Genomic DNA, 12,847 nt, shown 5'->3' on the forward strand with positions numbered 1-12,847 from the left:
CGGAACGCCCATAACCACCGGCGCATTGCTTGCACAGGAAGGAATAACGGAACGATGGAAACTTCACCGATTGCTATACGCAAAGAGGATAACGAAACGAGCGGTCAGTATGTCGCAAGCGACGGCGATGGTACGCACGCAGGCAAACTGACATGGACACTGCGCAATGGCGCGCGTGACGCGGAGCACACCATCGTTGCGCCGGACATGCGCGGGAAGGGTATTGCCGCAAAACTGGTGGATGCCCTTATAGACGATGCACGCGACAAAGGCTTCAAGATCATCCCAAGCTGCTCCTATGTCGCTAAGCAATTCGACCGCCATCCCGAATGGGAAGACTTGCGCGCCTAGGCAGATTGCGAACCGGCTTCCACAACCTCGGAAAAATCCTGCTCGCCCATGCTTGAAAGAACCGCGTCGCGGATGCGCATTGCGTCCGCCAGCGCGATACCCCGCATTCGCAGGTGTCCCCCGGCAAGCCCGAACCTGATGTCGGCATAGCCCCGCACGCGCGCCAGGGGATTACGGACGATTTCGACCGATTGCAGCTTTTCGCGCGATGCAATGGCCATGCTGGGCGCGAACCAGCCGTGCCGGGTATATAACTGGCGTTGCCCCAGCGCATGCCGATCCCAGCGCCAGCGCATATATTCGTGCAGGGCAAACCATCCGCCTCCGGCTATTATTGGCAGCAATGCGAGATATGCATTGCTAGATACGAACAGCGCGGCGGCAATTGCGATCATCAGGGAAAATCCGATGAGAAAGCCGTCGATCCGATAGCGCCGGGATGAGCGATGCCACTCGATTTCCGCGCCCGGCAGCTCGAACCCGGTTTCGACCACTACCGGGGAAATCTCTTTGAGCCGGGCGAAAGGCACCGCTTCGTGATTGGCCGACCCGCTATCGCTGGCGAGACTGACGAGCTTCAGGGAATGCCAGCCGAACCACCGCCTGACCAATCCCGTGCTGAGCCGCAGCGCCTGCACCCGGTGCACTGGCATGACGAGATCGGTGCGCGTCAGCAGACCGCGCCTGCGCCGCAAACCCTTGTCGGTTCGCTCCAGCCGGAAGCCCCATTCGCGAAGGACCGTTCGGACCACTCCCGTTGCGACACCGATGAAGATCAGCGAACCCACGGCGATCACACCCCCGACAAGCTGGGCGAGCACTCCAAGGCCAGCCAGCCATTGGCCCGGTCCGGCTATCTGTTCGCGCCACGAGCGCCAGTCCCAGACTTCGAACGGCAGCAGGAAATCGAGTTGTTGCGCGGCGCCCGCGACGACCGCCACGACGGCAAGCGAGAATTCGAACAGGCCGAAAGTGAGCACGCGCCCCGGCCCCATTTCATAGAGGAGTCGGGCATCCGGCTCGGGCGCGATGTCGGTGTCGATATCCTGCTCGGGTAGCGAACTGCCATCGCGCCGGGACCGGACGAGTTCCCGCAGGCGCTCGCCCTCGACCTCCGGCAGATAGGCAAGTTTCAGGTCGTCGCCCCCGCCCGCCCCGGTCTCGAATTTTACCTCCACGAGCCCGAACAGCCGCGGCACGAACTTCTGTTCAATGCTGACATCCTGAATTCGCTCATACGGTACCGACCGCGCCTCGCGCGACAGAACCCCGCTTTCAACCCGGATGTCGTCTGCTCCGACCGTATAGGTGAAGCGCGCCCAACGCAGATAGGCGAAGAATATGTTCGCTCCGACCGCCAGCACGACGAGGGGGAGGAAATAGAGCAAGGCATCACCGAAATCGCCTTTGTCTAGGATGGTGAATCCGCCGACGACGAGTGGCAGGACAAGCTGGGAAAACATGGCGACAGCCCGCACAGCAAACGTGCGCGGGTCTGTCCTGCGGGGCGTGTGCTCCAACGGTTCGGTCACCGCGTGTCGCGCCTGATTGCCGCGCGGATATCTTCCCGCATGGCTGTCGCATCTGCATGGCGCAAGCCGGGAAGCGATACGGAGGCGTTGTGCGTGCCCGCCGTGTGGACGGTCAGGGTAGCAAGGCCGTAAGCGCGTTCCAGCGGCCCCTGCCCTACATCGATGTGCTGGACGCGGCCGAACGGAACGACCGTATCGGCACGGAAGAAAACGCCGCGCACCACGCGCAGTCTTTCCTGTGCCAGTGAATATCCGCGCGCATTGTAACGCCTCAACGGCACGCGGACGAGCGCATAAGTGACAAGGAGCAGAGCCGGGATCCAAACCGCCCCGGTCCAGCCCGGGATTGCGAATTCCGCAATGGTGGCGGCCAACAGCAATACAACCCCCACGATCGCGAACTGCACGCGCAGCATCGATTTGTAAGCAGGGTCGAGCGGGATCAGATCGTCGGCTTCATCCATACCGTGCTAGCTAGGCAATACAGCGCGCCGATACAATCGGCTTTCGCATCGCGCCGGCATCCCTGCGGGGGGGACGAACACTGGACATTCCATTTTCCGGGAAAATGGTGCTGCTGGGGAGGATTGAACTCCCGGCCTCACCCTTACCAAGGGTGCGCTCTACCACTGAGCTACAGCAGCACATGTCGCCGCGAGAAAGGCTCGCGGGGTGGAGGCGCGCGCTATTGGCAGACGCGGAGCATAAGTCAACCTTCGCTTGAGCCCGGAGGCAAAATTGGCGAAGGCTTTCGGCATGGCCAGTGAGAAAAACAAATCGAGCCGTGAGGAACGCCTCGCCGCAAAACTTCGCGAGAACCTGCGACGCAGGAAAGCGCAGGGACGCGAAATCAGCGAATCGGGCCAGACAGGCCTTCCCAATGAAGAAACAGAGCGCTAACGCGCACTGCTCCTAGGGGAAACCGGAGTAATCATGTCGAAACTGATCCTCGTTCGCCACGGACAGAGCGAGTGGAACCTCGCCAACCGTTTCACCGGCTGGTGGGATGTCGACCTGACCGAAAAAGGTGAAGCCGAAGCGCGTGAAGCCGGCGAATTGATGAAAGCCAAGGGCGTCCTGCCCACCACGGCTTTCACCAGCCTTCAGAAGCGGGCGATCAAGACGCTCAACATCGCACTCGAAGCCTGCGACCGTCTGTGGATCCCGGTGACGCGCGACTGGCACCTGAACGAGCGGCATTACGGTGGTCTGACCGGGCTCGACAAACAGCAGACGCGCGAAAAGCACGGCGATGAACAGGTCCACGTCTGGCGCCGCAGTTTCGACGTCCCCCCGCCGGAAATGGAAGCCGGCAGCGAATTCGATCTTGCCGAGGATCCGCGCTATGCCGGGATCGACGTACCGCGCACCGAAAGCCTCAAGCTGACGATCGAACGCGTCCTGCCTTATTGGGAAGAAGCTATTCTGCCGCTGCTGGGCAAAGGCGAGACGGTCATCATCTCCGCCCACGGCAATTCCCTGCGCGCGCTGGTCAAGCACCTGTCCGCCATCTCGGATGACGAGATTACCGGGCTCGAAATCCCGACCGGTCAGCCGATCGTCTACGAGTTCGAGGGCACGAAGGTGTCGGGCGAACGCTACTACCTCAAGGATTCGTAAGGATGGGCGCCAAAGTTGCCATCGTCATGGGTAGCCAGTCCGACTGGGAAACCATGACCTGCGCCGCAGAAGTGCTCGACGAGCTCGGCGTGGAAAGTGACGTGCGCATCGTATCCGCGCATCGCACGCCCGAGCGGATGTACGATTTTGCCAAGGGTGCGGCGGACGCTGGTTTCGAAGTCATCATCGCCGGCGCCGGCGGTGCGGCCCACCTTCCCGGCATGATCGCAGCGCTCACCCATATTCCCGTGCTCGGCGTGCCGGTGCAGTCCAAGGCGCTTTCGGGGCAGGACAGCCTGCTGTCGATCGTCCAGATGCCGGCCGGGGTTCCCGTGGGGACGCTGGCCATCGGCAAGGCAGGGGCGACCAATGCAGGGCTGCTCGCCGCGGCCATTCTTGCCAATCACGATACCGCCGTGTCGCAGCGCCTGCAGGACTGGCGCGCGGCCCGCAGTGCGGCCGTGACCGAGCGTCCCGTCGGTTGATGCTGAAGCGGGGCAGCACGATCGGGATATTGGGTGGCGGCCAGCTTGGCCGGATGATGGCGGTCAGCGCGGCCCAGCTCGGCTATCGCTGCATCGCCTACGCGCCCGAGGGCGACAATGTCGTCAGCGACGTGTGCGACGACATCTTCACCAACAAATGGGACGATGCAGCCGCAGTCGCTGCCTTCGCGGCGCAATGCGATGCCGTCACCTGGGAATTCGAGAACGTGCCCGTCGCAACGGCGGCGTCTATCCCCGAAGACCGGATATTCCCGCATCCGCGCGCGCTCGAAACCGCGCAGGACCGGCTGAACGAGAAGCGCTTCGTAGAAGGGCTCGGCGGCAGACCGGCGGCGTATGCGCGTATCGATTCGCGCGCCGATCTGGAAGCCGCGATCGACACTCTGGGTGCACCGGGCATTCTCAAGACGCGGCGCGATGGATACGACGGCAAGGGCCAGTGGCGCATCGGTTCGGACCGCGATGCCCAAGGTCTGAACCTGCCGGACATGCCCTCGATTTACGAAGCGTTCGTCGAATTCGAGGCCGAGTTTTCGGTTATCCTGGTCCGCGGGCAGGACGGGGAAATCCGCTTCTGGGATTCGACGCGCAATTCGCATGATCATGGCATCCTTGCGACGTCCTCCCTGCCCGCTGGCGACGCGATTGCGGCGCAGGTCGATAGGGCGCGGGAGCTGGCGCGGCAGGTGGCCGATGCGCTGCGCTATGTAGGCGTGCTGACGCTGGAATTCTTCGCCACGCGGAACGGACCGGTGTTCAACGAGATGGCGCCGCGGGTCCATAATTCGGGGCACTGGACGATCGAAGGCGCGGCCACGAGCCAGTTCGAAAATCACATCCGCGCTGTGGCCGGACTGCCGCTGGGCAGCACAGCCACGGTCGCCAGGTCGGTGACCATGACGAACATCATCGGGCGCGATATTCTCGAAACCGAACAATGGCTTAGCCAGCCCGACACGCATCTGCACGACTATGGCAAGGCCGAGGTTCGCGAGGGGCGCAAGATGGGCCATGTAACGAAGCTGGAACGGTGAAGCTGTTCCTGATCTATGCCCGCGCGGCCAATGGCTGCATCGGTCGGGACGGGGCGTTGCCGTGGCATCTGCCGGCCGATCTGAAGCGGTTCAAGGCGCTGACCATGGGCAAGCCGATGATCATGGGACGCAAGACTTTCGAGAGCCTTCCGGGCCTGTTGCCGGGTCGCAGGCACATCGTGCTGACGCGCCGGGAGCGCTGGGATTCGACCGGCGCCGAACTGGCGAGGGATGTCAATCAAGCGTTTGATCTGGCGTCGAACACTGCCGAACAGGCGGCAGTGATCGGCGGCGCGGCGATTTTCGATGTCTTCATGCCGCTGGCCGACCGGATCGAGCTGACCGACATCCATGCCGATTTCGAAGGCGACACCTTCATGCCCGCCCCCGGACCCGAATGGCGCGAGATCGCCCGCGAGGACCACGCTGCCGAAGGCGATGCCCCCGCCTACAGCTTCGTCACGCTGGAACGGGCGCGGGAGTATGCCGCGTGAGGTTCCTCGACCACCGCGAGCCATTGCCCGAAAGCCTGCGCGGCGCGATCGTGGCGCTGGGCAATTTCGACGGCTTTCACCTGGGCCACCAGGCCGTGGCCGGCGAGGCGATCCGCTGGGCACGCGAGGAAGGCCGCCCGGCCATCATCGCCACTTTCGATCCGCATCCCGTGCGCCATTTCCAGCCCGATGCCCCGCCCTTCCGGCTGACGACGCTGGAACAGCGGCAGGAACTGTACCTCGCCGCCGGGGCGACCGCGATGCTGGTGTTCCATTTCGACGGCGAACTGGCCGGAACCACCGCAGAGGATTTCGTGCAACGCCTGCTGGGCGACCATCTGGGCGTGGCAGGGGTGGTGACGGGAGAGGATTTCACCTTCGGCAAGGCGCGCGGCGGCAATTTCGACAGACTGGTCAGCCTGGGCAAGGACGTCGGGATCGAGGCGCGTGCGGTGCCGCCAGTGCTGGATGGCGGCGAGGCTGTATCGTCGAGCCGCGTGCGTGATGCCCTGCGCGAAGGCGATCCGCAGGAAGCGGCCCGGCTGCTGACCCGCCCCTTCGCCATTCGCGGCGTGGTGCAGCATGGCGACAAGCGCGGGCGCGAGATCGGCTATCCCACGGCGAACCTGCCGGTGGAACATTACCTGCGCCCCAGATACGGCATTTACGCCGTGACCGGGCGCATCCTGTCGACCGGGCAGGAGCTGAAGGGCGCGGCCAATATCGGCGTGCGGCCTCAGTTCGATCCGCCCAAGGAACTGCTTGAGCCCTATTTCTTCGATTTTTCGGGCGATCTCTACGGGCAGGAGATCGAAGTCGCGTTTCACCACTTCCTGCGCGGCGAGGCAAAGTTCGACAGTCTCGACGCGCTGGTGGCGCAGATGGACAGGGATTGCGACGAAGCGCGGCGGCTGCTGGCGCAGGTTTAGCGATTCGTCATTTGCGCGCAGGCTGTAATCCAGCTTGGAAATGCCGTGGCCCCGCGCCGGATCCCCGCCTTCGCGGAGATGACGGTGAGAGGCGGGCGGGCAGGCCACTCCGCACTTTCCTACACGGCTGCTTTGCCCTAACGGCCAGCACCTATGTCCGAAAAGCGCGATTACCGAGATACCGTCTTCCTGCCGAAGACCGATTTCCCCATGAAGGCCGGCCTTCCCCAGAAGGAGCCGGGTATTGCCGCACGCTGGGAATCGGACGGGCTGTATCAGCAGCTGCGCGAAGCGCGCGCCGACCGCGAGAAGTTCATCTTCCACGATGGCCCGCCTTACGCCAATGGCGACATGCATATCGGCCATGCGCTGAACCACACGCTGAAGGACATGGTCTGCCGCACGCAGAACCTGCTGGGCAGGAACGCGCCCTATGTTCCGGGCTGGGACTGCCACGGCCTGCCGATCGAGTGGAAGGTCGAAGAACAGTACCGCAAGAAGAAGCTGGACAAGAAAGCGGTCCCGGCAAAGGAATTCCGCGCCGAATGCCGCGCCTATGCGCAGCACTGGGTCGATGTGCAGCGCGAACAGCTGAAGCGGCTGGGCATCATGGCGGACTGGGACAATCCCTATCTGACCATGCAGTTCGACAGCGAGGCGACCATTGTGGCCGAGCTGATGAAATTTGCCGAAGCGGGCAATCTCTATCGCGGGTCGAAGCCGGTGATGTGGAGCCCGGTGGAAGAAACCGCACTGGCCGAGGCCGAAGTCGAATACGAGGACATCACCAGCACGCAGATCGATGTCGCGTTCGAGATCACCGAGAGCCCGATCGAGGAACTGGTCGGCGCGCATGCGGTAATCTGGACCACGACGCCTTGGACGATCCCGGTCAACCAGGCTTTGGCCTATGGGCCGGACATTGAATACGCGCTTATCAGCTGGCCGAACGCCAAATATCTGGTGGCCCGCGAGCTCGCTACTGAGTTTATCACTCGCATAACCACCGTTCCGAGTGGACAACCGTCCGAACCATGGCCCGACGCCGATAAGTGGGATGAGAATCTCCAGATATTCAAAGGCCCCGACCTCGCCGGAACGGTCGCGCGCCACCCGATGCACAAGCTCGGCGGATTCTACGCCAAGCCCCGCCCCTTCCTGCCGGGCGACTTCGTCACCACCGACAGCGGTACGGGTCTGGTCCACATGTCGCCCGATCACGGCGAGGACGATTTCCTGCTGTGCCGCAAGCATGGCATCGAACCGGTGTTCGCCGTCATGGCCGACGGGCGTTATCGCGACGACTGGGAATGGCTGGGTGCGGGCGATGTGGACGCGGACGGCAGGGAACGCCGCCGCAGCGTCATCAACAAGCCGTTCAATTCGCCCGAAGGCCCGATCTGTTCGGACCTGCGCGAAGCGGGCGGGCTGCTGTCCGCCAGCGACGATTACCAGCATTCCTATCCGCATAGCTGGCGCAGCAAGGCCAAGGTCATCTATCGCTGCACGCCGCAATGGTTCGTGCCAATGGACAAGGACCTTGCCGGTGGCGGCACGCTGCGCAGCCGCGCCCTGCAAGCCATCGCCGACACGCGCTTCGTCCCCGAAAAGGGCCGCAACCGCATCGGTTCGATGGTCGAGGGCCGCCCCGACTGGGTGCTGTCGCGCCAGCGCGCCTGGGGCGTGCCGATCACGCTGTTCGTAAAGAACGGCACGGGCGAATATCTGCAGGATGCAGACGTGAACGCCCGCGTGATCGCCGCCGTGCGCGAAGAAGGCGTCGATGCCTGGGACGAGGCGCGCAAGGCCGAATTCCTCGGTTCCGCACACAATCCCGACGATTACGAGATGATCACCGACATTCTCGACGTCTGGTTCGATTCTGGCTGCACCCATGCCTTCGTCCTCGAATCGGGACGCTGGCCGGACATGCAATGGCCCGCCGACCTGTATCTGGAAGGCAGCGACCAGCATCGCGGCTGGTTCCAGTCGAGCCTGCTGGAAAGCTGCGCGACGCGCGGCCGCGCGCCCTTCGACCAGATCCTGACCCATGGCTTCACCATGGCCAGCGACGGGCGCAAGATGTCCAAGAGCCTGGGCAATACCATCGACCCGCTGAAGGTGATGGAGCAATATGGCGCCGACATCATCCGCCTGTGGGCGCTGAGCGTCGATTTCACCGAGGATCACCGCATCGGCGATGAAATCCTCAAGGGCGTGGGCGACCAGTATCGCAAACTGCGCAATACCTTCCGCTATCTGCTGGGTGCGCTGGACGGTTTCGTGGGCGACATGGGCGATGCCGGCGAAATCCCCGAGCTGGAACGCTATGTCCTCGCCCTGCTGGCCGATCTCGACGGCAAGCTGCGCAAGGCCGTCGAGGATTACGACTTCAACGCCTATACCCGTTTGCTGGTCGATTTCTGCAACGAAGACCTGTCGGCCTTTTATTTCGATATCCGCAAGGACAGCCTTTATTGCGACGGACCGGATTCGGTGCGCCGCAACGCCTATCGCACCGTGCTGGACATATTGTTCCACGCACTGGTCCGCTATGCCGCGCCGGTGCTGGTCTTTACGGCGGAAGAGGTGTGGGGCACGCGCTATCCGGATGGCGGCAGCGTCCACCTGCTGGAATGGCCGGGCGTGCCGGGCGTCACCGCGGACGGGGCGAAGTGGGACAAGCTGCGCGCCTTGCGCGAAGACGTGATGGAAGCGATCGAACCGCTGCGGCGCGAAAAGGTCATCCGGTCCGGCCTGGAAGCCGATGTAATCGTTCCCGCCGACGCTGTGCCGGACGGTTTCAGCGACGATGATCTGGCCGAACTGTTCATCACCGCGTCAGTGACGCGTAGCGATAGCGCGGATGTGACGGTCACACGGACATCCGAAAACAAGTGCGGGCGCTGCTGGCGCCTGCTTCCTTCCGTGACGGAAGACGGCGATCTATGCGACCGCTGCGAGCCCGTCGTCGCCCAACTGGATGCCGCCCGATGAACCCGATCATGAAGAACCGCATCATCGGCTGCGTGACGGCACTGGCCATCTTCGTGGTGGACCAGCTGACCAAGAATTACGTCACCAAGGGGCTGGGCATCGACCGTGTCGGCGATGCGATGGAAATCCTGCCCTTCTTCGACCTGCGCTTCACCCGCAATTTCGGCGTGTCGCTGGGCATGTTCGAAGCGACCAGCCCGGAAATGCGCTGGGGCCTGGTGCTGGTGACCGCGCTGATCGCCCTGGTGGTGACGGTGTGGATGATGCGCGAGAAGCTGCTGGCGGACATCCTGGCACTGTCGCTGATCCTTGGCGGGGCGCTGGGCAATATCAAGGATCGCTACGATCTCGGCTATGTCGTCGATTTCGCCGATCTGCATTTCGGGGAATTCCGCCCCTTCCTCATTTTCAACGTAGCCGATGCGGCTATCACCATCGGTGTCGTCATCGTCCTTGCGCGTGCCTTCTTCATGGGCGACAAGGACAAGGCGGAGGTCGATGGCCTCATGAACAGCAAGGCGGCCGATGCCGCGGAGAGCAAGTGATGATCAAATTCGCCCGAATCGCCCTGATGGCCGGCCTCGGCGCCATGACCGCAGCCTGCGGCAGCGGGGGCCTTCTCGACCGCAACCGGCCCGATGAATTCGCCGTGCAGCGCCAGGCGCCGCTGGTGGTTCCGCCCGATTTCAACCTGCAGCCGCCGCAGCCCGGCGCCCCGCGCCCGAGCGAAGGCAGCGCCGCTGCCCAGACGCTGGACGTGCTGTTCGGCGGTCCGCAGGCCCGTAGCGGCGTGGAAACCAGCATGCTGGAACGCGCCGGTGCCGCCGAACCCGGCATTCGCAGCGCTGTGGGCGACCCGCAGACCGCGACCGTCGCCAAGGGCGCAGTGACCCGCGACATCATCGCCGCCCCCGAAGGCGACGGCGCAACCGCAAGCGCGGTGATACCTTCCTAAGTTTTTCGCACCGACCTCCGTCGGTGCGTCCTCGCTAGATGTGCAGCAAGCTGCACCCGCTGCGGGCGGGCAGTCGCCCTTGCCGGCCCTCCGCCGGCCCGGATTCATCGCGCGAGATCTAAACGTGGCGAAAGTTTCCGAGCCAAGGGCGAGGCAAGGACGAACGCCTGGCGTTTGAGGGTCTGAAGGAAAAACCGGAGGCGCCGGCGGATAATCCTGGGAGCCTCTAGGCGGCCGGGTTCTTGGCTTTCGTTTCGCTGCTCACCAGCAGCTTGTCGATCCGGCGACCGTCCATGTCGACCACTTCGAAACGCCAGCCCTGATCGGTGAAATAGTCGCCTTCGCCGGGCAGGCGCTTGAGCACATGCAGCGCGTAACCCGCCGCCGTGCCGAATTCGCGATCGTCGCCATATTCGAGGCCCAGCCGGTCGGCGAGCACATCGGCCGAGAGCGAGCCGGAGACCAGCAGGCTGCCGTCTTCCCGCTCGACCACGCCGGGCCCTTCGGCACCGTCCTGATCGCTGAGGAAATTGCCGACCAGCGCAGTAAGCAGATCGACCGGAGTGACGATGCCGTCGAGATGGCCGTATTCGTCATGCACCATGGCCATCGCTATTTCAGCCTGCTGCAGCACGCGCAGCGCATCGACCGCATCGAGCTGATCGGGCACGACCTCGGTCTTGACCATCAGGGCGCGCAGATCGATCGGTTCCTTGGCGATCAGGCGCGTCAGGATATCGCGCACCTTGACCACGCCCAGCACCCTGTCGGCCGAGCCTTCCGCCACCGGCATAAGCGAATGCGGGCTGGTGTCGATCGCCGCACGAATGGCCGCCGCGTCCGCATCGGCATCGATCCAGTCGACTTCGGTACGCGGGGTCATCAGTTCGCGTACGGGCCGCTGGGCGAGGCGCACGACGCCCTGCAGCATCTGGTGCTGTTCGCTTTCGATCACCCCGCTGCGGGTGGCTTCGGCAAAGAGCATGTGCAGTTCTTCCGCCGTGACCGAGCTTTGCCCCGAGGGACGCACGCCGAGCAGGCGAATCAGCACGCCCGAGGACGCATCGAGCAGCCACACGAGCGGCGCCGCCACGCGCGCCAGAATCGCCATGGGCCGCGCCATGACCAGCGAGATGGGCACCGCCGCGCGCAGCGCGATCTGCTTGGGAACGAGCTCGCCGATGACCAGCGTGGCATAGGTGGTGATGGCGATGACAGACGCGAAGCCGATTTCCGCCGCATACTGCTGGGGCACGCCCAGCATGGCGAGCCGTTCGCCCGTGGGTCCGCCGAGGCTCGCGCCCGAATAGGCACCCGAAATGATCCCGACCAGCGTGATGCCGATCTGCACGGTCGACAGGAACTTGCCCGGATCGGATGCCAGGGAGATGGCCGTGGCGGCGCCCTTGCTCCCTTTGGAGGCGGCCTGCTGGAGGCGCGATGTCTTGGCCGACACGATGGCAAGCTCGCTCATGGCGAAGACGCCGTTGAGCACGATCAGCCCGATGATGATCAGCAGGTCTGTCCAGGGAAAGGGTGTCACGCGGCAACGGCTAGCACAAAAGTGCGCCGCTGCCAGCGCCCCGCGTGAAACTTATCTGACATGGCTGTGGAACGGCAGGGGCGTTGAAAGGTTTGAGGAACAGCGACGCGGGTGGGCGCGTCCGGTACCACTCGCCCGGAGCCGCCCCATGGGTCGGATGCCGCGCAGAAAAGGGGAAGAATAGATGAAGAACTCACGCATTCTCACAGCCAGCCTTGCAGCCGTTTCGCTGCTGACCGTCTCGGCCTGTGTCACCGATCCGAACACCGGCGAACGCAAGGTCTCGCGCACCGTACTCGGCGGCGCCGGCGGCGCTGTTGCAGGCGGCCTGCTCGGCGGTCTCATCGGCGGCAAGACCGGCCGCATCATCGGCGCCGCAGCAGGCGGCATCGGTGGCGGCGTCATCGGCTACAAGATGGACCAGCAGATCAAGGAACTGGAAGAACAGACCGCCGGCACCGGCGTCGACGTTTCCGAAACCGATGGCGGCGAAGCCATTCTCGTCAACCTGCCCGACGGCGTCACATTCTCGACCGGCAGCTACACCATTTCGCCGGGCTTCCGCGATCTGCTCGACCGCGTGGCCGGCAGCCTGCGCCAGTATCCCAACAGCCTGATCGACGTATACGGTCACACCGACACGACCGGCTCGGCCACCACGAACCAGCGCCTGTCGGAACAGCGCGCTCAGGCCGTGGCCAACTACCTGATCTCCCAGGGCGTCAGCTCTTCGCGCGTGCGCTGGATGGGCTTCGGCGAAACCCGCCTCAAGGTCTCGACCGGCGACAATGTGAACGAACCGCTGAACCGGCGCGTCGAAATCAAGATCGTTCCGTTCGATCAGCGGGACATCGAAGCCGCGCAATCGCAGGGAATGTAATACTCC

The 12,847-nt window shown here is 63.8% G+C and carries 14 protein-coding genes and 1 tRNA gene; 11 read left to right on the plus strand and 4 right to left on the minus strand.

The annotated features are described in order from the left end of the window. Window positions 1–54 precede the first annotated feature (54 nt). Complete coding sequence (locus tag KYK83_RS00610; RefSeq protein ID WP_222826840.1) at window positions 55–351, plus strand: GNAT family N-acetyltransferase; 297 nt, start codon at window positions 55–57, stop codon at window positions 349–351. Here the strand turns inward: KYK83_RS00610 and KYK83_RS00615 are convergent. From KYK83_RS00615 to KYK83_RS00625, 3 genes are all read right to left on the minus strand, one after another. Then, window positions 348–1,814, minus strand: coding sequence for a PH domain-containing protein (locus KYK83_RS00615; protein WP_222826841.1), 1,467 nt, complete (start codon window positions 1,812–1,814; stop codon window positions 348–350). The two genes, KYK83_RS00610 and KYK83_RS00615, sit on opposite strands and share 4 nt — an antisense overlap. A 65-nt stretch (window positions 1,815–1,879) precedes the next feature. Continuing rightward, window positions 1,880–2,347, minus strand: coding sequence for a PH domain-containing protein (locus tag KYK83_RS00620; protein WP_222826842.1), 468 nt, complete (start codon window positions 2,345–2,347; stop codon window positions 1,880–1,882). Window positions 2,348–2,452: 105 nt separating this feature from the next. Further along, window positions 2,453–2,527, minus strand: a tRNA-Thr gene (locus KYK83_RS00625). Between the two features lie 112 nt (window positions 2,528–2,639). On the opposite strand from KYK83_RS00625, the gene KYK83_RS00630 reads away from it, so the two are divergent. The 9 genes from KYK83_RS00630 to KYK83_RS00670 all read left to right on the plus strand — a co-directional run bounded on the left by KYK83_RS00630 (window position 2,640) and on the right by KYK83_RS00670 (window position 10,418). Further along, window positions 2,640–2,783 (plus strand): hypothetical protein, encoded by a 144-nt coding sequence (locus tag KYK83_RS00630; protein WP_222826843.1) that lies wholly within the window; start codon window positions 2,640–2,642, stop codon window positions 2,781–2,783. A 33-nt stretch (window positions 2,784–2,816) separates the two neighbouring features. Further along, a complete protein-coding gene (gene gpmA, locus KYK83_RS00635; protein ID WP_221596901.1) occupies window positions 2,817–3,503 on the plus strand; it encodes a 2,3-diphosphoglycerate-dependent phosphoglycerate mutase in 687 nt (228 codons plus the stop codon). A 2-nt stretch (window positions 3,504–3,505) separates the two neighbouring features. After that, window positions 3,506–3,988, plus strand: coding sequence for a 5-(carboxyamino)imidazole ribonucleotide mutase (purE, locus tag KYK83_RS00640; RefSeq protein ID WP_222826844.1), 483 nt, complete (start codon window positions 3,506–3,508; stop codon window positions 3,986–3,988). Next, window positions 3,988–5,043 carry a 5-(carboxyamino)imidazole ribonucleotide synthase gene (locus tag KYK83_RS00645; RefSeq protein ID WP_222826845.1) on the plus strand — a complete coding sequence of 352 codons (1,056 nt, stop codon included), beginning with the start codon at window positions 3,988–3,990 and terminating at the stop codon, window positions 5,041–5,043. The genes purE and KYK83_RS00645 overlap by 1 nt, the downstream gene beginning before the upstream one ends. Next, window positions 5,040–5,537, plus strand: a complete 498-nt coding sequence (locus tag KYK83_RS00650; protein ID WP_222826846.1) for a dihydrofolate reductase — start codon at window positions 5,040–5,042, stop codon at window positions 5,535–5,537. Before KYK83_RS00645 ends, KYK83_RS00650 begins: the two co-directional genes overlap by 4 nt. Continuing rightward, window positions 5,534–6,466, plus strand: coding sequence for a bifunctional riboflavin kinase/FAD synthetase (locus tag KYK83_RS00655; RefSeq protein ID WP_222826847.1), 933 nt, complete (start codon window positions 5,534–5,536; stop codon window positions 6,464–6,466). Before KYK83_RS00650 ends, KYK83_RS00655 begins: the two co-directional genes overlap by 4 nt. Before the next feature lie 153 nt (window positions 6,467–6,619). Next, on the plus strand, window positions 6,620–9,463 hold the full coding sequence (gene ileS, locus KYK83_RS00660) for an isoleucine--tRNA ligase (protein ID WP_222826848.1): 2,844 nt from the start codon (window positions 6,620–6,622) through the stop codon (window positions 9,461–9,463). Next, the gene (gene lspA, locus KYK83_RS00665; protein WP_196847323.1) at window positions 9,460–10,008 is read left to right on the plus strand and encodes a signal peptidase II; all 549 of its coding nucleotides are present in this window, start codon (window positions 9,460–9,462) and stop codon (window positions 10,006–10,008) included. Before ileS ends, lspA begins: the two co-directional genes overlap by 4 nt. Beyond that, complete coding sequence (locus tag KYK83_RS00670; RefSeq protein ID WP_196847322.1) at window positions 10,008–10,418, plus strand: DUF3035 domain-containing protein; 411 nt, start codon at window positions 10,008–10,010, stop codon at window positions 10,416–10,418. Before lspA ends, KYK83_RS00670 begins: the two co-directional genes overlap by 1 nt. 226 nt (window positions 10,419–10,644) lie before the next feature. Here KYK83_RS00670 and KYK83_RS00675 read toward each other — a convergent pair whose 3' ends face one another. Continuing rightward, window positions 10,645–11,961, minus strand: a complete 1,317-nt coding sequence (locus KYK83_RS00675) for a hemolysin family protein (RefSeq protein WP_196847321.1) — start codon at window positions 11,959–11,961, stop codon at window positions 10,645–10,647. A gap of 184 nt (window positions 11,962–12,145) precedes the next feature. Between KYK83_RS00675 and KYK83_RS00680 the strand changes: the two genes are divergently transcribed. Then, window positions 12,146–12,841 carry a YiaD family glycine zipper/OmpA-like lipoprotein gene (locus KYK83_RS00680; RefSeq protein WP_103024664.1) on the plus strand — a complete coding sequence of 232 codons (696 nt, stop codon included), beginning with the start codon at window positions 12,146–12,148 and terminating at the stop codon, window positions 12,839–12,841. Window positions 12,842–12,847: the final 6 nt, after the last annotated feature.

Origin of the sequence: Qipengyuania pacifica (assembly GCF_019857205.1) — a bacterium.
GTDB lineage: Bacteria > Pseudomonadota > Alphaproteobacteria > Sphingomonadales > Sphingomonadaceae > Qipengyuania > Qipengyuania pacifica.